The organism is Candidatus Thermoplasmatota archaeon (assembly GCA_035540375.1).
Taxonomy (GTDB): Archaea; Thermoplasmatota; SW-10-69-26; order JACQPN01; family JAJPHT01; genus DATLGO01.
The window spans coordinates 1-20,545 of sequence record DATLGO010000103.1; the positions used below are offsets into that span (position 1 = coordinate 1).

The following is a 20,545-nucleotide window of genomic DNA, read 5'->3' on the forward strand; positions in this document are numbered from 1 at the left end:
CCCGGTGAGGCCCTCGACGCCACCTACTATGTCGAGAAGCAGGTGATCCCCGCCGCGATGCGGGTCCTCGCGGTCCTCGGGGTGACGGAAGAGGCGCTGCGCGGCGACCCGGAGCCCGCGAAGCAAACGTCCCTTCTCGAATTCCCGTGACGGAGGGAGGGTCTTCCCGAGACGGAGGGAGGGTCGACCGCCGCGCAGAGAACGGTAAAGCGGCCCGTCTCCACCCGAAACCCCGCAATTTCCAACAGTCTCCAATCGAAATCAAGGGGAGGGGGTACCCGAGGGCCGACGGGTCAACGCGTACCTTCAGCGATCCCTGGACAATGCCCTTAGGCCCTCACCGCCCGGTAGGCAGCCTTATGGTCCGCGGGCTCGAGGCGCAACGCCCCGCCTTCCACAGAAACGAAGGTGACGGGGGGCGCGCATACGCCGCCCGCGGAAGGGACGCGGGTGGGCAGGTGACGATTGCCGGCTGAGATGCAGAGGGAGGCTGCGTCGAGCGAGGATCCCCAGACGAAGAACTGGGAGCGCTTCCTCAAGACCTACTGCAAGGCCCGCGTGAACGAAGCGGCGCAGGCCTACCCGGCCAAGCGGTCCGTCGTCGTCTCGTTCTGGGACCTCGAGCGTCACGACCCGCAGCTTGCCGACTGGACGCTTCTCAGCCCCACGCAGAGCCTGCGCGCCGGGGAGGAGGCCCTGAAGAGCATCGACATGCCGGTCGACCCCCGCCCGAAGCTCCACCTGCGGCTCGAGAATCTCCCCGAATCGGCCCGCGTCGAGGTCCGCGACCTCCGCGGGGACCACATGGGGAAGATCATCGCCGTGAAGGGCCTCGTGAAGAAGGTCACCGAGGTGCGCCCGAAGATCCAGGACGCCCTCTACCAGTGCAAGGTCTGCGGATCGCTCATCCGCGAGTCGCAGGACGAGCACCTCGTCCTCAAGGAGCCGGTCGAGTGCTACGAGGACCAGGGCGGCTGCGGCCGCAGCGGCTCGTTCCGCCTCGTCCTCGACGAGGCGCGCGGCCAGCGCTCGTCGTTCATCGACACGCAGAAGATCGAGATCCAGGAAAGTCCCGAGAACATGCGCGGCGGCGAGCAGCCCCAGCGCCTCGTCATCTACGCGGAGGACGACCTCTGCGGCCTCGTCGCGCCCGGCGACCGCGTGACCGTGAACGGGATCCTCCGGTCCTCGGTCCGCAAGCAGGGCAACACGAAGAGCACGATCCTCGACATCCACCTCGAGTCCGTCTATCTCGAGATGGATCAGGAGGAGTACGACGAGGTCGAGATCACGCCGGAGGAAGAGGAGGAGATCCGCCGCGCAAGCCGCGATCCGGAGCTCTACCTGAAGATGCGCGCCTCGATCGCGCCCGAGATCTACGGCATGGAGGCCGAAAAGGAGGCCCTCCTCCTGCAGCTTTTCGGCGGCCTCGCGAAACGCCTCCCGAACGGCGGGCGTCTCAGGGGCGACATCCACATCCTGTTCGTGGGAGACCCGGGCGTCGCGAAGTCGCAGCTCATCCGCGAGATGTCGCGCCTCGCGCCGCGCGGCATCTATACCTCGGGCAAGTCCTCGTCAGCCGCCGGCCTCACCGCGGCGGCCGTCAAGGACGACTTCGGCGAAGGCCGCTGGACGCTCGAAGCGGGCGCGCTCGTGCTCGCGGACAAGGGTATCGCCTGCATCGACGAGATCGACAAGATGGACAAGAACGACCAATCGTCCATGCACGAGGCGATGGAGCAGCAGACGATCTCGATCGCGAAGGCCGGCATCTCCGCGACGCTCCAGTCCCGCTGCGCGATCCTCGGCGCCGCGAACCCGAAGCTCGGCCGCTTCGATCCGTTCCAGCCCATCACGGACCAGATCAACTTCCCGCCCGCGCTCCTGTCCCGCTTCGACTGCATCTTCGTCCTCACAGACAAGCCCGAGGCGGCGCGGGACGCGATGCTCGCGAGCCACATCCTCGAAGTCCATCGCGGCGGCGCGATGAACGAGAGCATCCGCAACCGCTCGGACTCGCCGTTCACGGTGGAGGACGTGCAACGCGCGCTCCGCAAGGTCGACCCCGCGATCGACTCGAAGTTCCTTCGCAAATACGTCGCCTTCGCGAAACGTTCCTGCTTCCCGGTCATCACGCAGGAGGCGAAGGAGAAGATCCGCGACTACTACGTCGGCCTGAGGCGGCAGGCGCAGGGCGAGAATGGCGGGCCCATTCCGCTCACGGCCCGACAGCTCGAAGCCTTCGTCCGCTTGTCCGAAGCCTCCGCGAAAGTCCGGCTCTCGGACGAGGCGAACGGCGAGGACGCGGACCGCGCGATCCGGATCGTCGAGTACTACCTCCGGAGGATCGCGGGCGGCGAGGGCGGTCTTTTGGACATCGACCTCGTGTCGAGCGGCGTGAGCCATAGCCAGCGCCAGGTGATCCCGATCATCGAGGAGACGATCCGCCGCCTCTCCGCCGGCACCGAGTTCGGCGCTCCGTTCGACGAGGTCCTCCGCGAGTGCGAGTCCCAGGGCGTGCCTCCGGACAAGACGCGCGACATCCTGAAGCGTCTCAAGCAGAACGGCACCATCTTCGAGCCCCGCTCGGAGCATTTCCGCCTCGCTTCGCGCTAGGAAGCCTTTATGGCGGAAATCGGCCTCCGAGGCCCCGTGGCCGCGCCGCGCTTCCGCATGAAGGTCCATCGCACCGGGCGGGAGGTCCTCGTCGCCGCGTCCGACGAGGAGCTCGTCGGCCGCGAGTTCCGCGAGGGAGACCTCAAGCTCCACGTCCACGAGAGCTTCTACGGGTCCGAGGGGACCGACGAGGGAACCCTCGTCAACCATCTGCGCGCGTGCACCATCGCGAACCTCGTCGGCGTGAACGTCATCACGGTCGCCGTCCGCCACGGTTTCATCGACCCCGACCACATCATCGAGATCGGCGGCATCCCGCACGCCCAGCTCGCGACGCTTTGAGGTCCGAACCATGAGCGACGCCCCGCGCCGGTCCACGATCCCCTGCGTCGCCTGCGGCCAGGCCGTCTCCGAGGACCTCGTGGACGGCCTCTGCCGGGCCTGCTTCGTCCTGAAGAACAGATTCTCCGCGATGCCCCAGAATGTCGACCTCGAGGTGTGCGTCCACTGCGGCGCGCGCAAGCGTGGCGAGATCTGGGTCGACGATACCTTGCCGTACGAGGCGACCATCGAGGCCGCCGTCGAGGAGGCCGTGAGCGTCGACCGGCGCGTGAAGGCCGCCGCCGTGGACGTCGAGCTCAAAGGCGAGGACCAGCGCAACTTCCTCGCGACGGTGAAGGTCGCGGGGTCGGCGGAAGGCATCGCCTTCGAGGAGATCCACACGCCGAGGGCGCGGGTGAAGAACGCGACGTGCCTGCGGTGCAGCCGCATCCAGGGCGGCTACTACGAAGCCGTCATCCAGCTCCGCGCGGAGGACCGCGACATCGACGACGAGGAGCTCGCGCGCGCACGCGCCGTCGCGTCCCGCGCGATCGAGCGCATCGTCGGGGACGGGGATCGCAACGCGTTCGTCCTCAAGGACGAGTTCCATCACGGCGGCCTCGACGTCTACGTGGGAACCATCAACGCCGCCCGCATCCTCGCGAAGGCGCTTTCGAACGAGATGGGCGGGCGCCAGCGCGAAAGCGCGAAGCTCGTCGGCCAGAAGGACGGCCGCGACATCTTCCGCCTCACCTTCCTCGTCAAGATCCCGAGCTACCGCGTCGGGGACTTCGTGCTCGTGGCCGAAAGGCCGCACCTCGTGACCGCGATCCAACAGAAGCGCGTGTCTCTCGGAGACCCCGTGACAGGCGCGATCCATTCGCGCGAGCGCGACGACCTCGAGCGCGTCACCGTCCTCGCGCGGCGGGAGGCGCGGGAGGCGGTCGTCGTCTCCGCGACCGGTTCCGAGCTGCAGCTTCTCGACCCGTGGACGTACGCGACCGTTTCCGTGCTCCGCCCGTCCTTCTTCGCGGGCGAGACGCCCGCGACCGTGCATGTCGCGCGGCACGAAGGCGAGCTGTTCGTCTTCCCGCCGCGCGCGAGCTAGTCCTCGGCCGCGAGATCTTTGACGATGCCCGCAAGCCTCGACGCGACGTGCTCGTTGATGGCGCGCCCGAGCTCCGCCGTCGCGCGCGACGGGTCGCCCCCGATGACGCCGGACGGGATGCGACCGCGGGTGTCGATCTCCACGCGGAACTCGGGAAACTTCGCGGGCGACGGGCCCGGCCGAGACGCGCGCACCGCGTCCGGCGCGATCGCGAGCACGCGCGACGTCTCGGCGGTCCCGGCGTGGCCGTCGTCCGCCGGCGCGGCGTTCGCGAGGGCCGTCCTTCGGAGCTCCGGCACGAGATCCCAATCGGAAAGGACGGCGATCTTCATGTTCCGGCCCTCCTCGAGGACCTCCTCGGCCGCGACCTTGAGCGCGCGCATGTGACCGCCGCCCGCGTGGCCCGACACGATCACGACCCGCCGGAGGGCGTTCCGATCGCATTCGCGGAGCACGTCGCGGGCGACCGCGCGCACGGTGTCGAAGGAGAGCGAGATCGTGCCCGGGAAGGGGCGCGTCGTCACGGCGTTTCCATATCGCAGGGGCGGGAGGACGAGGGCTCCGGTCCGCCGCGCGACCTCCGCGCACGTCCACTCGGCCTGGAGCGAATCCGTCGAAAGCGGAAGGTGCGGACCGTGCTCCTCCACGATGCCGATGGGCCAAAGGACGACCGTGCGGGGCGTGACCCGAGCCTCGAACTCGGGGAACGTGAGGCTGTCGAGTTCCACGGCCAGCGGAACACCGCCCGGTGACTTGAAACCGCCGCGCGGGAAACCTTGATGCCGCGCGATCGGATTGATGCGACGTGGACCGCACGGACCTCACGATCGCGCTTGCGGGCGCCGGAATCCTCACGATCGCGATCGCCGGGAGCGCGCTCACCGGGGCGACCCAAACCGCCGAAGGCCTCTTCCTCGTCGGTTTCGAGAGCCGCGATTCCCTGTTTTCCGAGCAAGCAACGGCGATCATGGCCTCGGGCGAGACGACCTTCGACGTGAGGCTCGACATTCCGAACACCACCTCGTTGACCTTCGTCGTGAGGGTCTCCGCGTTCTCGCCCCACGTCGCGACCGACGACATCCTCGTCACGGTCAAGGCGCCGAACGGGACGGAGATGACCGCCACCGCGAAACCGACGGCCCCCGTGCTCACCGGAACGCCCGTGGTGGCGACGCTCGCGATCGAAGTTCCCCTCGGGGTGGTCCCAGCCGACGGCGAGCGCCGCGCGACCGACGCGGACGCCGCCCTGCGCGACGCCGATACCGGGAACGCGACCGCGGGGCACGGGACGTGGCTCGTCGCGGTGCGAGTCACGCACGGCGGCCCGGACCCGACCGCGCGGCACCCGGTCGCGCTCGAGTCGACGGCGACGTCCTACGTCGGCCGCGCGACGCCCTCGGCCGCGGGCGCGAAGTGATCACGATTCCGCGTCTTCGTCGACGTCGCGCCGCCTCGATCGGGGAAGCGAGTGCTCCGGTCCCTTCTTCCGGACATCCTTCGCCTCCCGCTTGAGCGGGTTCGCCGGCGCCTGCGGCGCGCGGCGGCGGGCCGTTCCCGCCGCGTTTCCTCCCCGGCGGACCGGCTTCGGCGGCGCCGCCGCGCGCATCGGGGGCGCGTTGTCGTCCGCGGGAAGGCGATACGGGAGAAGCCTCACGCGCGCTTCCCGCTCGGCCGCGACGATGCGGGCCCCGTCGTTCTCGCCCACCAGGGTAAAGACGCGGCCGGCGCGGCCCGCGCGCGCGGTGCGGCCGGCGCGATGGACGTAGGCGTCGGCCTCCTCGGGCGCGTCGAAGTTCACGACGTGCGTGATGCCCGGAATGTCGAGACCGCGGGCCGCGACGTCCGTCGCGACGACGAGGGCGTGGGCCCCCGAGGCGAAGCCCGCGACGACGCGGTCCCGCGCCGCCTGGTCGAGATCGCCCGCGAACGAGACCGCGGCGATCCCGCTTTCGCGCAGTCGCCTCGCGACGTCGTGCGCGCCTTCTCGGGTGCGGGCGAAGACGAGCGCCCGCTCCGGCCGCTCGGCCGCGAGGAGGGCGAGGAGGGCCTGATGTTTGTGGACGGAGGAGACGTCGATGCGGTGGTGCGTCGCGCTTTCGGGCGTCGCGGCGCCGACCCCGACCTCGCGCGGGTGCGACATGTACTTGCGCGCAAGGTCGGTCACCTTCTTCGGCATCGTGGCGGTGAAGAGCGCGGTCTGCCGCTCGCCGGGAATGAAACGGAGGATACGCTCGACGTCCGGCAGGAAGCCGAGGTCGAGCATCCGATCGGCTTCGTCGAGAACGAGGAAACGGACGCTCTCGAGGAGCCTCGGCCGCTTTTCGAGAAGATCGAGGAGGCGACCCGTCGTGGCGACAGCGCACGTCGTTGCGGGATCCGTGAGCGCCGCGAGCTGGTCTTCGTGCGGCACGCCGCCGTAGGCGGCGACGGCGCGAAACGGCGAACCGCGCCCGAGCGCGTTGAGGTCGCGAGCGATCTGCACGACGAGCTCCCTTGTGGGCGCGAGGACGAGGGCCTTGAGACCGCCATCCGCAACCGCGTCGGTCAGGAAAAGGCCGAAGGCCCCCGTCTTCCCGGACCCCGTTTCGGCGCGCCCGATGACGTCGCGGCCGGCGGCGAGCTGGGGGAGGACGGCCGCCTGGATCGGCGTGGGCTCGCGCCAACCGAGCGCGTGGGCGGCCTCGCGGGCCCGTTCCGTGATCGGCAGGTCGTCGAAGTCGCTCACGGGGAGGCCGACGGCGCATCCGCTCATGAAGCTTCGGTTGCCGACGCCTTCATGCGTCGCGGGGGCGCAAGCGGTGACCATGCTCGCGCGCGAGATCATGTCCCACCCCGTGCTCACGGCCCCCGAGGACGCGACGCTCAGGGACGTCGCGAACCTCATGCGCGACCGCCGCATCGGGGGGGTTCCCATCGTAGGCCGCGACGAGCGCATCGTCGGGATCATCACGGTGAGCGATTTCGCCGCGAAGCAGCACGGAATCCCGTTTTCGCTCGTCCACGCGCCGAAAGTGCTCGGCGAATGGCTCGGACGCGAAGGCCTCGAGGCCATCTACGAGCGCGCCGGCTCGAAGCTCGCGCGCGACATCATGACGACGCCCGTCGTCTGCGGGAACGAAGGGGACACGCTCGAGAGGATCGTGGAGCTCATGCTCGAACATGACGTGACGAGGATCCCCGTCGTGCGCGACGAGGTGCCTGTCGGCATCGTCGCCCGTCACGATCTCCTTTCGCTCCTCTCCTTGCGCCTCGCGGGAAGGACCGAGCCGACCGCGAGACCCTGAGTCCGAAGGGCGTATTCGGATCCAGGGAAGGATCCGTGATAGGTCAGCCATAAGACCTTATGATGAAGTCGTAAAAGCTGGACGTAGATGAATTCCATGAGACTGTTGCACCGGCTCCTGCTCGCGGGAGTCGTCATGGGCATGCTCGTGCCCGCGGTTGCCGCCCAGGTGAGCGACAACCGCGATTTCGAGCGCGAGCGGGACCGTATTATGCGGGACCTCGAGGACGACTTCTTCGAGGGGAGCGACGAGCGGGACCTGGAACGACTTTTCGACAATGACGACGTCCTGAGGGAGCTTTCGAGCTTCCCCGGCGATTTCGACGAGGAACGCGTGCTGCGCCGCAGCTACGATCAATCGGTCGATCTCGACCGCAACACGGTCCTCACGGCGCTTGCGCTCGGGGACCGCATCGACCTCGACGAGATCCTTGACATCGACATCGTGACCGACAGGGATGCGACGCTTCGCCGCACCATCGATCTCGACCGCGACGACGCGCTTCTTGCGCGCGCGCTCGACGTCGACCTCGATCGCGACCTCTTCGAGGACGGCACGGACATCGACATCGACTTCCGCGACCGTCGCGATCTCGGCCGGTCGATCGACCTCGACTTCGACGACGTCATCCTCGCAAGGGCCCTCGACAGCTCCATCGACCTCGAGGACATCGCCGACATCGATTTCGATGAAGACCGGGACCGGACGCTTCGCGCACGAAGCGGCTTCGACCGCGACGACCTCTTCTCGATCCTTCTCCTCACGGAGTGATCGAGCACCCGGGCGGCTGCGGCCGCCCGCGAATTGCTTTCGTCATGGATTATTGCGGCGTACCCGTGGGATGAACGCCCGCGGCCTCCGCGACCTCGAGGCCGATGGCGGCCCAGTCGAGTTGCCCTCGGCCGTGCGCCACTGCGTCTTCGAAGCGATGACGGAGGAGGTTCGCAAGCGGCATCGGCGCGGCGGCGGCTTCGGCCGATTCGAGGACGAGCTTCACATCCTTGAGCCCGAGGCGCGTCGCGAATCCCCCTTCGCCGTAAGCGTGGTCGGCGATCATCCGGCCGTAGGCGCTGAGCACGGGCGAGGCGAAGATCGTCCGTCCCAGAAGGTCGGCCGCCTCTTCGCGCGGCACGCCTTCCTTCTCCGCGAGCGTGAACGCCTCGGCCATGGCCTCGAGGCTCGTCGCGAGGAGGAAGTTTGCCGCGAGCTTCAACACGTTCGCGGCCCCCGGCTCGTCGCCGACATCGTACACCTCGCGCGCGTACGGGGCGAGCAGATCCCGGGCCCGGGCGCGCCCGAGGGTTTCGCCCGAGACGAGGAACCACACCCGGCGCGCCGCGACCGCGTCCGGACGACCGAGCACGGGCGCCGCCACGTAGCCGACGCCGGCGGACCGGTGCTCGATTGCGAGTCGCCGCGCGGTCTCCGGGGCGATCGTGCTGGCGACGACATGGACCCCGCCCGGTCCGAGGCCCGCGATGACGCCCCCGGGCCCCCGGCTCACGGTCTCGACCGCGGCGTCGTCCGGGACGAACGTCACCACCATCCCGCCCGGAGAGGCCGCTTCGCGGGGCGAAGCCGCGAGGCGCGCGCCGAGACCCTCGAGACCTCGCGCCTTCGCCGGCGTGCGCGTGTGGACGACGACCTCGTGCCCCTGCGAAAGCAGATTTTCGGCAAAGGGCGTGCCCATGCGGCCGGCCCCGATGACGCCGACCTTCATTCAGCGCCGCTCCAGGGCCTCGATGAGCGCGGAGGCGACCTCGGCGCTTGATTGCGGATTCTGGCCGGTGATGAGACCGCCGTCCTTCACGACGTGGGAGGACCAGGGGGGACGCGTTTCCACCTGAGCGCCGAGCTCGCGAAGACGCGACTCGAGCAGGAACGGGACCTTGCCCTCGAGCTCGGATTCGCGCTCCTCCTCGTTCGTGAACCCCGCGACGCGCCGACCCGCGACGAGGGGGCGGCCGTCCGGGCGAACGGCCGCGACGAGCGCCGCGGGACCGTGGCACACGGCCGCGATCGGCTTGTCCTGGGCCGCGAAAAGGGACGCGACGTCCCCGACGGCGCGGTTCGCGAAGTCCACCATCGTCCCGTGGCCGCCCGGGAAGTAGACGGCATCGAATGCCGCCGCGTCCACCTCGGCGAGGGGAAGCGTGGTTTCGAGCGCGGCGCGCGCCTCGGCGTCGGCCGGATGGGATTTTTCTTCGCTTGCGGGGTCGATGGGGACCGCTCCGCCCTCGACGCTTGCGGCGACCACTTCGTGCCCGGCCCGCCGGAGTGCGGCGTAGGGGATCGCGAACTCCTCGAGCCAAAGGCCGGTCGGATGGGAGGCGTCGAGTCGGTCCGCGCTCGTGACGACGACGAGCACGCGCTTGCGCTCGGACATGCCGAGGGGTCGGGGCGGGTCGCCCTTGAGCGTTCTGGTGGTCTCGACGGTCCGGGGACCCCAACCTTGAAGGCCCACGTTTCCATCCGTGCCGCATGTCCCCGATCCTCGACGATCTCCTCGAAGGAAACGCGCGCTTCGTCGCGAACGGATGGGACCCGAAGGACCGCGAGCTCCCGTCGCCTCCCGCGAAAGGGCTCGCGATCGTCGCCTGCATGGACACGCGGTACAACGTCGAGCGCGTTCTCGGCCTCGAACATGGTGACGCGAAGGTGATCCGGAACGCGGGCAACCATGTGGACGACGGGACGCTCCGCAGCCTCATCGTGGCGGTGCACCTGCTCGGGGTCACCGAAATCGTGATCATGGGCCACACGAAGTGCGGCATGACCACGGTCGGGCGCGGCGAGTTCCGCATCGCGAAGAGCATCGCCTCGCGCTCGGCGGTTCCGCTCCACGAGGTCATGCGGCCCGATTTCCAGCGGTGGCTTGGCGGCATCCCCGACGTCGAGGACCATGTGCGCGAATCCGTCTCTCGGCTGAGGGCGCACCCGTTCATGCCCAAGGACATCCGCGTCCACGGGCTCATCTACGACAACGACACGGGTCGCGTCAAGCCCCTTCACTGAGGCGCGCGAGCCGCGCCGACCCCGTGCATGCGAGACGGGGACCCGATCGTGAAGCGCACCGTCGCGCCCGCGCCAGGGCGACCTTCGATCCACACCCGGCCTCCTTGACGCTCGACGAGCCGGCGAACGGTCGAAAGGCCGAGCCCCGACCCTTCGACGTGGCGCGCGTTCGCGAGCCGCCTGAAGGGTTCGAACAGCGCGGGGGCTTCGGAAGGATCGAAACCGACGCCATTGTCGCGGACGACGAAGACGGTTCCGTCCCCGTCACGCTCCGCGAAAACCTCGACGCGCGGATTCCCGACACCCTTCGTGAATTTCCAGGCGTTCCCGAGAAGGTTGCGCAGGACGACGCGCAGAACGCGACCGTCGGCCTCGGCAACGAGGCCCTCCTCGATCGACACGTCAACATCATGGTCGGGCATCCACTCGCGAAGATCCGACGCGACCTCCCGAGCGACTTGGGAGACGTCGACCTGGGCGAGTGAGACGGGCGACGAAACCGATCTCGAGAGCGCGAGAAGGTCGTTCACGAGCGTCACGAGTCGTCGGCTCTCCTTCCGCGCGCGGCCGACGAGCGCGGCGCCCTCCTCACCGAGCGCGTTACCGTGATCCTCCTCGAGCACCTCGAGGAGCTGAGCGACGCCGCGCAGCGGCGCGCGGATGTCGTGCGAAACGGCCGCGGCGAACGCTTCGAGGCTCCGATTCACCTCAAGGAGGTCCCGCGTGCGCGTCCGCACGAGGCCTTCGAGGGCGAGGGCCTCGCTCCGGCGCTCCATCTCGGATTCGCGGCCGGAGACGATCCGATCGAGCAGCCGATCGAGCGACCGCCGGGCGTCCGCCGTTCCAAGATACTCCTCCGCCGGGATGTAGAACGGGTTGTCGCAAAGGAGGCCTCGGTGAAGGACCTTGGGATGGGTACGCAGGACGCCGAGGAGAAGCTCGGCGGGAAACCGGTTGAGGTTGTACTGGCAGATGGCCGACGCATTGTATCTTGCGAAGAACCCGTTCAGCTTCGCCTCGTACTCGAGGACGCGCTCGGTTCCGGGCTCGCTGCCGAGCGCCCACGTCATCTCGCCCGTCACGCGAAGCGCGGCGAAGCCGCGGTCCCGGGCCTCGAGCGCGGCCTCGGCGAGATAACCCAGCATCCGGTCGGGATCGAATCCGCCGTCGCGGATGTAAGCGTCCGTCTTCGACGCCATGACGAGGCTCCCGGACCGCTCCGCCGCCGCGACGTCGATGCCCGCCCGGACGAGCGCCGCGTCGATTTCCGAGACAGTGCGGTCGTCCGCGACGTAGATGCAGCGCTCGCCTTTTTCCAACCCGTCCTTCACGTACGGGACGACGGCCGCGAGCTGGTCCTCCGTCGAAGCGTAGACGAGGCAGAGGTGGTCGTGCGGAGCCACCGCGAGTTCCATCTCCGCCTCGGCTCCGCGCCGCGGTCCGGGATCGCCGCGGGCGCGACGCAACCGGTTCAAGGCCTCCGTGGCGAGCACGTTCGCAAGATAGGCGTCGCGCTCGCGCGAAGCCGCCGCGAGGGCGGCGACGACGTCGTCGTCGTGGAGCGACCTCACCTCCCAGTCCGGATGGTCGGAGCCTTTGAGGCGTTCGAGGTGGTGGCCGTACCTGGAATCCCCCATCGATATCCCGCGTCCGATGGCAACCTCATGATGCATATAGCCTGCAAGGAGCCGGGGGGGTCATGCGGGCACGTCAGGCAGGGAGGCTATTTATTCCCCCGTCGTTCTCGCGGAATCGGCCCGATCGCCGGGCCGAGGCCCGCCCATGTCAACGCCGCGTCCGGCTTCCGATGCCCGCCTCACGCTCGCCTTCCGCAACGTCGCGCGCTATGTGCGCGATCCGGCCGCGAACCTGCCGCTCTACGAGGCGCTCGGGTTCGGGCTGGTGCGCGACGCGGGCGACATGCTCGTGCTTCGCCATCACGACGGCGTCGGCCTCGTCCTCCACCGCTGGGACGAGCGCCCGACGACCCTTCTCGACACCGCGCTCGGATTTACGATCGCGGGCGACGAAGACCGGCTGCGCGCGCACCTCGAAGCCGCGGGGTGGCGGCTTCTGCGCGCCCCCCAGCACGGCGACGTGGGCTATTTCCTCATCTACGGCGACCTCGACGGCAATCCCGTGAACCTCGTCGGGAAGCCGCTGCGCGCCGCGCCCGCGCCCGGGACCGTGCGCCTCGTGCTTCGGGACGGCCGGGCCGTTGCCGAGCCGATGGAGCCGTGACGGCCGTGCGCGCGGTCCTCCTCCTCTGCGCCGTCGTCGCGCTCGCGGGTTGTCTCGGAGCGACCCGCATCGAGGAATCCGCGCTGTCGGAGGACGACCATGGGGTCCCGCCCCCGACCGTCCAGAACGACACGGGGCGGGTTGTCGTGCTCGCGCTCTTCACGGACCGCTCCCCGCTGCCGGGCGTCCTCGTGGAGACGGGAAACCTTTCGGCAACGACGGATGCCGAGGGGGTGGCCCGGCTCGCGCTTCCGGCCGGATTCCACACGCTCGTCGCGACCAAAGCGGCTCACCGCGGGGCGCAGGCGGGCATCGACGTCGCGCCGGGGGCTGAAACCACGGTCGAGATGGTCCTCGCCTCCGCCGAGGGCGGCTCGCACGCGCATCGGGCCGGCTTCGGAGCGCACCACGACACGTATCGTTTCGAAGGGCACTTCGATTGCAGCCTCACCGCCGTCGTGCTCACGGGCGATTGCCTCCTTCTCGTCACGAACGCCACCGAGCGAGCGGGAGCCCCAGACCCCGTCTCGGGCGCGACGCGCGAGCGCCACGTCATCGACTTCCCGCTCGACCTCACGTGGTCGCATCTCATCGTCGAGATGACCTGGCGCGCCGACCCCTCCACCCCCGCGACCGGCGAGGGGATGAGCCTCGCCCTCGAGCCGGCCGAGGCGCCGACGCACGGTTACGCCCCGAAGTACGCGCGGGCCGCGGGCGGCTCGCCCCTCAGGATCGACCTCTTTCCGGGAGAAGCCCACGCCTCGGCGACGGCCGACGACAAGCCCAATCCTCTCGGAGGAGAGGTCATCCGCGCGCGCGCCTTCGTGCTCGGCGCGGGCCACAACGCGGGCGGACAGGGGTACCTGGGCGTATCGGCCGCGCGCGATCACGCCTTCGAACTCGTCGTGACCGTGTTCTACGGGGAGCGCGCGCCCGAGGGCTATTCAGGTCTTGCCTGATCCTTGGCTCCACCGCCGGGACCCTTGGTCCTCGCCCCGTGATCACGCGAGGGCTCGGCCTGCGAACACGACCGCCGCGGCGATCGGGAAGCCGGCCGCGAACAGGTAGATGGGATCGCCGCTTTCCATGAAAAAATAGAGAAGCGCGACCGTGAGCGCGAGGTCGAGGACCCCGAGCGACCACAGGAGCGCGCGTTTCACGGCGCGGGGAGCCTCCAACCCCGCGAAAGACCTTGCGGTCCCGCCGCGCCCGCGACCCGGGTGAACGCATCCCCGAAGGTTGAAGCGGCGCGGCCGCGCTCGATCCGCCGACGCCGATGCAAGCCTACCTCTGCCGCCGCTACGGCGGCGTCGACGCGATCGACCTCGCCGAGGTCCCCGACCCCGTCCCGGCGGAACACGAGGTGCTCGTGCGGATCCACGCCACCACCGTGACGGCGGGCGACTGGCGCGTGCGCACGCTCGAGGTTCCGCAGGGCCTCGGCCTCGTCGCGCGCCTCGCGATCGGATTCAGCAGGCCCAGGCAGCCGATCCTCGGCACCGAGCTTGCGGGGATCGTCGAAGCGGTGGGCGCCCACGTGACCCGCTTCCGACCCGGCGACGCCGTCTTCGCCTTCCCGGGCGAGGCGATGGGCGCGCACGCGGAGCTTCGCGCGATCGCGGAGGACGGCCCCATCGCGCCGAAGCCCGCGAACCTCTCGATGGAGGACGCCGCGGCCCTCCCCTTCGGCGGGGCGACGGCCCTGGACTTCCTGCGCAAGGTCGAGCTCCGGCCGCGCGAGCGCATCCTCGTCGTCGGCGCCTCGGGCAACGTCGGCACCGCGCTCGTGCAGCTCGCGAAGCGCGCGGGCGCCCACATCACGGCCGTCGCGAGCGGCGCGAACGAGGACCTCGTGCGCTCGCTCGGGGCGGACCGATTCGTCGACTACACGAGGGAACCCTACCTCGACGGGCGCGAGACCTACGACGTGATCGCGGACACGGCCGGGGTCGACCATGGCGGCGGCGGGATGGGCGGTGCCCTCCTCCTCGTCGGCGCGGTCGCGCTCGGCGGCTACGCCCTCTGGAACGCCCTCCGGAACCGGAAGGACAGCGAACTGGAACCCCTCTGACGGGAGGTGAAACACACGGAAGATTGCGACAAGAACGGAGCGACCGCGGCCGGAGGCCCCGCGGGCATCTGGCGCAAGCGATCCGTCCAAGCGACGGGCAACGTCACACTGCTTGGCGCGGGGACCACGCTCCTCGGCATGGGCGTCACAGCCTACATGGGCAGCGGCGCGCACGCGCTGGAGATGACCCTGCTCGGACTCATGGCGCTCGGGCTCTACGAGCTGCTGCCGTGAATGGCAGGCACGCGCGCATTCTGGCGAGAGAGGCGTCCCTCGCCACGCCGAACGGGTGCACCGAATGGGCGCCTTGCGGTCCCAACAGCGCGGAGGAGGTTCACAAGGCCCGGCCCTCCGCCGGGCTACCAGCAGCCTCCCATGCCGTTGTTGGGATTCCCGTACATTGTGTTCGAGTCCGCGCCTTCGCCAGCGACGACGAGCCGGACCTTGTACTCGTAGGTGGTTCCGCAAGTCAGGCCATTGTCGTCGTGACTAGTCGTGTTCTGGTCCGTAATCGTCTGAACTAACCCCCATGCCCCGCCACTTGTGCGGCGGTAAACCTCGTACTTCTCGAACCCCTGGCCACTATACTTCGACCATCCGAGGCTGAGGCATGTCTTCTGGTTCGTCTGGCAGTACACGACAGAGTTGAGCGTCGTGGACGGTGCGGCGCACGAGCCGTAGCCGTTGTTCGGGATGCCGCTCATGGTGTTCGAGTCGGCGGACTCGCCCGCGCTGTAGAGGCGCACCTTATACTCGTAGGTCGTGCCACACGTGAGGCTGCTGTCGCTGTGAGAGGTTGTCCCTGCCGCCGTGATCGTTTGCGCGAGGCTCCAGTCTCCGCCGGAGGCACGCCGGTAAACCTCGTACTTCTCGAAGCCGCCGCCAGTGTATTGTGACCACCCGACGCGGAGGCACGTCTTGGGAGAGGTATCGCAGAGGACAACGCTCGTGACCGCGACCGCGGACGCGGTGCATCCGCCAAATCCGTTGTTCGGATTGCCGCTCAGGCTGTTGCTGTCACCGCGCTTCCCGTTGACGTAGAGCGAAACGCGATAGTCGTAGGTCGTGCCACAGGTGAGGCCGCTGTCGTCGTGGGTCGTAGTTCCTACGCTCGTGATGGTCTGGACCAGGGCCCACGACCCACCCCCGGTCCGCCGGTAAATCTCATACTTCTGGAAACCCGACCCAGAGTATTGCGACCACCCGACTTTCAGGCAGGTCTTCTGGTTCGACGCACAGAAAACGACGGACGACAGCACTACAACCGGAGCGCCTTCGACGTAGAGGCTGTTGGAGGCCGCGCTACCCTTGCTGTTGAAGGCCCAAACGGTGTAGTACCCCTTGGCGTCGTCTGGGAGGGTGTACGTGCGCGCCGCCTTGTCAGTGATGGTTGCCACGACGGTTCCAGCACCAGGGCTCGTCATGGGGCTGTTCGAGTTTCGTACCTCGTATCGCGTGAAACCCTCACCGATGGTTGGTGTCCACTTGAGTCGCCCCTCGGCCTGGTAGAGAATCATTGGCGTGGGCTGCCCATCGAGCGGGTTCCATGGCTCCACCTTCAGGGGCCAGAGGTAGCCGCCGGTGGCAGTGAAGAACCGGTTGTAGGAAGCATTACTGGCGGCGGCGATGATGGCCTCCGACCAAGGGTCTTTTCCGCGAGCGTCAGAAAGGCCCGTTTCGAGAGCCGCCCTCATCGCCCGGTCGGAGACGAGGATGCCGTCGATTTTGACGGGCACGGGCACCGGGGCAGGGCTAGGGGCCATGGCGGTGAACGTCGCGTAGATGCGCGGTTCAATTCCCTCCGCGGCGAAGTCGAACATAACTCCGGGAAGAAGGCCTGCCGAAGCGGTCCACGCGGTCTGTTCGGGTGGTAGTATCCAGCCCTTCACTTCGATGTGGCGCACGAGGCTATTCTGTGGGAAGGTCAGACCCGGTAGCTCCTTTGCCATGTGGCTGCTGCCGGGTGGAACCCACTCCAATCCAGTCACAACGAAGATAGCATTGGCCTGGGTCCGGGATGCCTGGAGTTCTCCCATCCCGCTGAGGAAGTTGCTCTCCCCGATGTTCGCCAAGGGGCTGCTCGGGGTCCGGCTCAAGAGTTGAAGGACCCCGGTCTTGCCGGTCCACTGGTCAGCGAGCGATTTCAGATCGAGTGCCGCATCTGTGGCGGGCGCCCCCAATTTGGCTGTGTTCACGAGGAAGCCCCGGACCTTGACCTCATGGCCGGTGGTCGTGTACGGGTACTGCGCGAGCGTGAGGAGATCGCGGCTGGTCGGGTCTGGCATGAAGCGGACGAGCGCGAGATTGTACGTGTCCACGCGGCTCTCGCTGTAGGTGTGTGTCCCCAGATCGTACACGCCGACATCGAACGGGAGGTTGGCAACCTTCGTCGCGAGTTCCGAACTGCCACCGCTCGTAGCCGCGCCGACTGCCTTGACCACGGTCTTCATGGTGGTACCGGAGGCGAATCCTTGAGTGGAAAGGTGGCGAGCATAGGCATCGCCGAGCACGCTTTGCGGGCTGGAGGCTATCGTGTTCAGAGGAACGCTCTCCGCCTCAGCCGTCGTGAAGGTATCAGCCACGAGGAGATTGATCGAGGGTGCACTCGACGCGGCGATCCCGAGAAACTTCACGAGGTCGTAGTTGGTTCCCTTGACTGTGAGGAAGTGGACTTCATCGCTCGCGCCCTCGAAGCCCTTCAGAACGATGAAAGACGTGTGTTTGTTGAGAATCTCGTCGGGCTGGGCCAGTTTCAGGACGAACGCTTCATCCATGAGCACGCCGACCGAGTAGGTGGACGTGGGAAACTTCTCGGCCAGCTTGGACGTGATTTCGCTGTGCTGTTGCGGGAAGAGTTGTTGGAGCGACACTCCGAATGTCTGAACGACAGCGAAGCCCGTTCGCTCAACCGGAGTGCCAACCGGACCACTCGTACCGGCGCTTGGAGTACCGGAACCCGCACCTGAGGGATCGGAGCCCGTCGTGCCGGGGCGCCCGCCGGATGAGCCGTCAGGGTTCTGGTCACTCCCAGGAGAGCCTGCGCCGGAGACCGGCACGGACCCTTTGCCACCCGCGTCGGGTGAGGGAACCGATCCGGGGGAGCCGTCGGAAGGATTCGTGCCAGGCGTGCTGGGCGAAATGACGCCGTCGGACCCATCACCAGCGGGGAGCGCATCCCCCGTCGCGCCTGGCGCGTCGGGCGTGGCGCAGCCGGCCACAAGCATCGCGAGAACAGTCAAGAGGGCAAGTGGGGCTCGACCCCAGTGGCGCGAACGGTGAGTGGACTGCAAACTGAAGTCGCCTCCATGACCTCCCTATGAGGTTGGCCCCGCCGAAACCGAACCGGTAAAATATAAACGTATCGTCGTTCGGGGCCTCTCGCGGGTTCCTGCGCTATCTCGCGGAAGTCCCGCTTGGGGTGACCACGCCAAATGGGCTTGCTCTCAGGGATACCTCCACTCGCTCCATCCGGTACACCGACAACCACCGCGCGGCGAGGGCCTTGCCGTACCGCTCCATCGCTAGCTCCAAGCTCGGCAGCATGTACACGGTTCGATTCGGGTGCCCATGTCCGGGGCCGTTCACGAGGTCAGCGACATCGCCCCCAACTCAAGGAGACATCGAAGGGCGACGTTTCCGCGAAGGCGCCGCTCAAGCGCGGGGAAAGGAGCCCACGTTTCAGGACGTGGAATCCCAAGAAACGGGCGCTCGTGCCTGTGGCCGCGTCTCGACTCGAAGTTCGCTGCCGGCGGACGAGGCCGTGCGCAAGATAGCGTGGTCGGGAACTTATTCACCGGCGACTAACTAAGACGGCCGCCATTCTACGCGGCGCGTGGACGCGCTCCCGCGAGCGAATTCCGCCGGAGCACGGGTAGCGGCAGCGCCGCGCGTGGAGGATGAAATAGTGTTCCGGTCGGTTCAGGTGGAGTAGCCATGGCGGCGAACCCGAAGGGTGCTCGCCGGGCGAAGCCCCGGCGCCGCAAGCCGGCGAAGAAGAAGGTGTTCGAGGATCAGGACCAGCCTGCGCACCGCGTGACGCTCCGCCTCGGGGACGACATCCAGCTTCCCGCGGACGTCGCGGTTCGCAAGCTCGCGTGGATCGGGAAGTCCGGCTCGGGGAAGTCGTACGGCGTGGGCCTCCTCCTGGAGCAGATGCGTCGCAACGGCATCCGCTTCATCGTCATCGACCCCGTCGGCACGCACACGGGCGTCGCGCAGCTCGAAGGCGTCGTCTTCCACGAGGTGCAGCGGGGCATGCACGTGGGACGCTTCGTGCGCCACATCCTGGAGAACGACCTCAACATCGTCGTGAACCTCCGCGCGCTCTCCTTCGACGAGCAGCGCCTCTTCATCGCCCTCTTCCTGGAGAACCTGTACCGATGGAACAAGGACTTCGGGCCCCGTCACGTGGTCGTGGAGGAGGTGCAGCAGTTCGCGCCCCAGGGCGGGAAGGCCGAGAGCAAGGAAATGCTGGAAGTCATCAGCACCATGGGCCGCATGGAGGGCATCGGCTTCTCCGTCGTCACGCAGCGTCCCGCCATCGTCTCCAAGACCGTGATCGCGAACACGGACGCGTTCTTCTTCTTCCAGCTCATGCTCCCCCAAGACCTGGGCGCCGTCGAGGAAGTGCTCACCGCGCGCACGTCCCTCCCGCCCGAGGAGGAGAAGAAGATCCAGGAGATCATCGGCTCCATGCCAAGCCTCGGCAAGGGCGAGGTCATCCTCTACTCGCCCGAGTGGTTGCAGACCGCGGAGCGCAAGCGCGTGAACGGGCGCCGCGTCACCCCGCACACGGGCGGCACGCCCGACAATTACGTGCGACCCATGGGCGACGAGCCCGGCCTCGGGGACAACCCCGCATTCCAAGACGGCGCGCCTGGCTCCGCCACGCCAGCGACCCCGGCAGCGGGGGGCGAGGCCGGCGCCGCGGACCCGGCGACGTTCCGTGGCGCGCATCCCCCCAGCGTGAGTGCGCCACCAGGCGCAGGGTCATCACCATTGCCCCGGGCGGAGGTTCCGTCGTCGCTTCCGCCGCTGCCGCCGCCCGTGCGGCGCGTGAGCGCGTACAAGGTGGCCGCGCTCCTCGGCGTGGGCGCGCTCGCGTTTCCCGTCGTCCTCCTTCCGCTCCAGCGCTTGCTTCAGCGCGACGCTGTTGCTCCCGAGTGAAGGCAGAACCGGGCCCCGTTGTCCAGTCCTGGATTCGGTGCGGCTCAAAGACTAAATCCCGTTCGCGTCGATGGTCCGGCAAGCGGCCTTACCGGGGACGCTACGGGAACGGCGAGGGCGCGGAGCGCGCGCCCGAGGCCGGACCGTCCGGGACGGACGCGCCACAAAGGGTGGTCTCGACCGTATGGCAGAACTTCCGCTTCCGAAGATCTCGGAGGAAACGATGCACACGGCGAGGGTCGCGGGCTATCTCGGGCTCGGGGTCCTCGCCTTCGGGCTTGTCCTGGGAACGATGCGCGCCGTCACGAAGGGGCGGTGATCCCGCATGCCGCTCCGCGACTACGTGGACGTGCGCGCCGTCGCGCGCAACCTCACCTCCCCCGCCTACCTCGGCACGATGGCCATCCTCGGCGTCGGCCTGTGGGCTGCCGACCGGTACGCGGCGCCCGGCAGCGCGTGGCGCAACCTCCGGTTCGTCACGCTGGGCGCTCTCGGCGCTGGCGTCGGGTACGGCATCCTCGCGCCCCTCTTCCCGCCCCTCTCGCGCGGCCTTACGGCGGCCGCGGCCACGAGCGCGGCCGCCGCAAGCGCGGTCGCCGCGGCCTCGCAGCCCAGCGCCTCGCCGCCGCCCCCTTCCCGCGCGCAGACGAACAAGCAGTTCGAGCCCGCGCAGGGCGTCGAGAGCTCGGGGGTGTTCGTCGGCCAGTGAGGGCAACCTCACGG

At 68.5% G+C, this 20,545-nt stretch carries 21 protein-coding genes; 14 read left to right on the forward strand and 7 right to left on the reverse strand.

All coding sequences use genetic code 11. The features are described from left to right. Nucleotides 1–477: 477 nt before the first annotated feature. The 3 genes from VM889_13240 to VM889_13250 are packed head-to-tail and all read left to right on the forward strand — an operon-like array spanning nt 478 to nt 4,045. On the forward strand, nt 478–2,616 hold the full coding sequence (locus VM889_13240) for a minichromosome maintenance protein MCM (GenBank protein ID HVL49514.1): 2,139 nt from the start codon (nt 478–480) through the stop codon (nt 2,614–2,616). Nucleotides 2,617–2,652: 36 nt separating this feature from the next. Beyond that, complete coding sequence (locus VM889_13245) at nt 2,653–2,958, forward strand: DUF424 family protein (protein ID HVL49515.1); 306 nt, start codon at nt 2,653–2,655, stop codon at nt 2,956–2,958. A 10-nt stretch (nt 2,959–2,968) separates the two neighbouring features. Next, on the forward strand, nt 2,969–4,045 hold the full coding sequence (locus tag VM889_13250; protein HVL49516.1) for an NMD3-related protein: 1,077 nt from the start codon (nt 2,969–2,971) through the stop codon (nt 4,043–4,045). On the opposite strand, the gene VM889_13255 is transcribed toward VM889_13250, so the two are convergent. Next, complete coding sequence (locus VM889_13255) at nt 4,042–4,773, reverse strand: creatininase family protein (GenBank protein ID HVL49517.1); 732 nt, start codon at nt 4,771–4,773, stop codon at nt 4,042–4,044. The genes VM889_13250 and VM889_13255 overlap by 4 nt on opposite strands. A gap of 77 nt (nt 4,774–4,850) precedes the next feature. Between VM889_13255 and VM889_13260 the strand changes: the two genes are divergently transcribed. Then, nucleotides 4,851–5,462, forward strand: a complete 612-nt coding sequence (locus VM889_13260) for a hypothetical protein (protein HVL49518.1) — start codon at nt 4,851–4,853, stop codon at nt 5,460–5,462. On the opposite strand, the gene VM889_13265 is transcribed toward VM889_13260, so the two are convergent. Then, nucleotides 5,463–6,770 (reverse strand): DEAD/DEAH box helicase, encoded by a 1,308-nt coding sequence (locus tag VM889_13265; GenBank protein ID HVL49519.1) that lies wholly within the window; start codon nt 6,768–6,770, stop codon nt 5,463–5,465. It lies immediately after the preceding gene. A 79-nt stretch (nt 6,771–6,849) separates the two neighbouring features. On the opposite strand from VM889_13265, the gene VM889_13270 reads away from it, so the two are divergent. Both VM889_13270 and VM889_13275 read left to right on the forward strand, forming a co-directional pair. Beyond that, the gene (locus tag VM889_13270) at nt 6,850–7,329 is read left to right on the forward strand and encodes a CBS domain-containing protein (GenBank protein ID HVL49520.1); all 480 of its coding nucleotides are present in this window, start codon (nt 6,850–6,852) and stop codon (nt 7,327–7,329) included. Between the two features lie 87 nt (nt 7,330–7,416). Further along, entirely contained in the window at nt 7,417–8,100 is a 684-nt protein-coding gene (locus VM889_13275) for a hypothetical protein (protein HVL49521.1), read from the forward strand. A 49-nt stretch (nt 8,101–8,149) separates the two neighbouring features. Here the strand turns inward: VM889_13275 and VM889_13280 are convergent, their stop codons facing one another. Further along, nucleotides 8,150–9,049, reverse strand: a complete 900-nt coding sequence (locus VM889_13280; protein HVL49522.1) for an NAD(P)-dependent oxidoreductase — start codon at nt 9,047–9,049, stop codon at nt 8,150–8,152. Continuing rightward, nucleotides 9,050–9,715, reverse strand: coding sequence for a type 1 glutamine amidotransferase domain-containing protein (locus VM889_13285; protein HVL49523.1), 666 nt, complete (start codon nt 9,713–9,715; stop codon nt 9,050–9,052). A 95-nt stretch (nt 9,716–9,810) separates the two neighbouring features. Here VM889_13285 and VM889_13290 point away from each other — a divergent pair, with 95 nt between their 5' ends. Then, nucleotides 9,811–10,344, forward strand: a complete 534-nt coding sequence (locus VM889_13290; GenBank protein HVL49524.1) for a carbonic anhydrase — start codon at nt 9,811–9,813, stop codon at nt 10,342–10,344. On the opposite strand, the gene VM889_13295 is transcribed toward VM889_13290, so the two are convergent. Further along, the gene (locus VM889_13295) at nt 10,338–11,981 is read right to left on the reverse strand and encodes an MEDS domain-containing protein (GenBank protein ID HVL49525.1); all 1,644 of its coding nucleotides are present in this window, start codon (nt 11,979–11,981) and stop codon (nt 10,338–10,340) included. The genes VM889_13290 and VM889_13295 overlap by 7 nt on opposite strands. A 145-nt stretch (nt 11,982–12,126) precedes the next feature. Between VM889_13295 and VM889_13300 the strand changes: the two genes are divergently transcribed. Both VM889_13300 and VM889_13305 read left to right on the forward strand, forming a co-directional pair. After that, a complete protein-coding gene (locus tag VM889_13300; protein HVL49526.1) occupies nt 12,127–12,585 on the forward strand; it encodes a VOC family protein in 459 nt (152 codons plus the stop codon). Nucleotides 12,586–12,590: 5 nt separating this feature from the next. After that, a complete protein-coding gene (locus VM889_13305) occupies nt 12,591–13,544 on the forward strand; it encodes a hypothetical protein (protein ID HVL49527.1) in 954 nt (317 codons plus the stop codon). A 42-nt stretch (nt 13,545–13,586) separates the two neighbouring features. Here VM889_13305 and VM889_13310 read toward each other — a convergent pair whose 3' ends face one another. Continuing rightward, nucleotides 13,587–13,745, reverse strand: coding sequence for a hypothetical protein (locus VM889_13310; protein ID HVL49528.1), 159 nt, complete (start codon nt 13,743–13,745; stop codon nt 13,587–13,589). A 116-nt stretch (nt 13,746–13,861) separates the two neighbouring features. Here VM889_13310 and VM889_13315 point away from each other — a divergent pair, with 116 nt between their 5' ends. Both VM889_13315 and VM889_13320 read left to right on the forward strand, forming a co-directional pair. Next, nucleotides 13,862–14,656, forward strand: a complete 795-nt coding sequence (locus tag VM889_13315) for an NAD(P)-dependent alcohol dehydrogenase (GenBank protein ID HVL49529.1) — start codon at nt 13,862–13,864, stop codon at nt 14,654–14,656. A 6-nt stretch (nt 14,657–14,662) separates the two neighbouring features. Further along, a complete protein-coding gene (locus VM889_13320) occupies nt 14,663–14,890 on the forward strand; it encodes a hypothetical protein (protein ID HVL49530.1) in 228 nt (75 codons plus the stop codon). 125 nt (nt 14,891–15,015) lie between these two features. On the opposite strand, the gene VM889_13325 is transcribed toward VM889_13320, so the two are convergent. Next, nucleotides 15,016–17,526, reverse strand: a complete 2,511-nt coding sequence (locus tag VM889_13325) for a fibronectin type III domain-containing protein (GenBank protein HVL49531.1) — start codon at nt 17,524–17,526, stop codon at nt 15,016–15,018. Nucleotides 17,527–18,589: 1,063 nt separating this feature from the next. Here VM889_13325 and VM889_13330 point away from each other — a divergent pair. The 3 genes from VM889_13330 to VM889_13340 all read left to right on the forward strand — a co-directional run bounded on the left by VM889_13330 (nt 18,590) and on the right by VM889_13340 (nt 20,531). Beyond that, the gene (locus tag VM889_13330; GenBank protein ID HVL49532.1) at nt 18,590–19,822 is read left to right on the forward strand and encodes a DUF87 domain-containing protein; all 1,233 of its coding nucleotides are present in this window, start codon (nt 18,590–18,592) and stop codon (nt 19,820–19,822) included. A 184-nt stretch (nt 19,823–20,006) separates the two neighbouring features. Next, nucleotides 20,007–20,141, forward strand: a complete 135-nt coding sequence (locus tag VM889_13335; GenBank protein ID HVL49533.1) for a hypothetical protein — start codon at nt 20,007–20,009, stop codon at nt 20,139–20,141. Nucleotides 20,142–20,147: 6 nt separating this feature from the next. Beyond that, nucleotides 20,148–20,531, forward strand: a complete 384-nt coding sequence (locus tag VM889_13340; GenBank protein HVL49534.1) for a hypothetical protein — start codon at nt 20,148–20,150, stop codon at nt 20,529–20,531. Nucleotides 20,532–20,545: the final 14 nt, after the last annotated feature.

Bases quoted from the DNA above. Each gene is read 5' to 3' on its own strand.
- VM889_13240 (HVL49514.1), top strand. From the start codon at position 478: ATGCAGAGGGAGGCTGCGTCGAGCGAGGATCCCCAGACGAAGAACTGG.
- VM889_13250 (HVL49516.1), top strand. From the start codon at position 2,969: ATGAGCGACGCCCCGCGCCGGTCCACGATCCCCTGCGTCGCCTGCGGC.
- VM889_13270 (HVL49520.1), top strand. From the start codon at position 6,850: ATGCTCGCGCGCGAGATCATGTCCCACCCCGTGCTCACGGCCCCCGAG.
- VM889_13275 (HVL49521.1), top strand. From the start codon at position 7,417: ATGAATTCCATGAGACTGTTGCACCGGCTCCTGCTCGCGGGAGTCGTC.
- VM889_13280 (HVL49522.1), bottom strand. From the start codon at position 9,049: ATGAAGGTCGGCGTCATCGGGGCCGGCCGCATGGGCACGCCCTTTGCC.
- VM889_13285 (HVL49523.1), bottom strand. From the start codon at position 9,715: ATGTCCGAGCGCAAGCGCGTGCTCGTCGTCGTCACGAGCGCGGACCGA.
- VM889_13290 (HVL49524.1), top strand. From the start codon at position 9,811: ATGTCCCCGATCCTCGACGATCTCCTCGAAGGAAACGCGCGCTTCGTC.
- VM889_13295 (HVL49525.1), bottom strand. From the start codon at position 11,981: ATGGGGGATTCCAGGTACGGCCACCACCTCGAACGCCTCAAAGGCTCC.
- VM889_13300 (HVL49526.1), top strand. From the start codon at position 12,127: ATGTCAACGCCGCGTCCGGCTTCCGATGCCCGCCTCACGCTCGCCTTC.
- VM889_13315 (HVL49529.1), top strand. From the start codon at position 13,862: ATGCAAGCCTACCTCTGCCGCCGCTACGGCGGCGTCGACGCGATCGAC.
- VM889_13330 (HVL49532.1), top strand. From the start codon at position 18,590: ATGGCGGCGAACCCGAAGGGTGCTCGCCGGGCGAAGCCCCGGCGCCGC.
- VM889_13335 (HVL49533.1), top strand. From the start codon at position 20,007: ATGGCAGAACTTCCGCTTCCGAAGATCTCGGAGGAAACGATGCACACG.
- VM889_13340 (HVL49534.1), top strand. From the start codon at position 20,148: ATGCCGCTCCGCGACTACGTGGACGTGCGCGCCGTCGCGCGCAACCTC.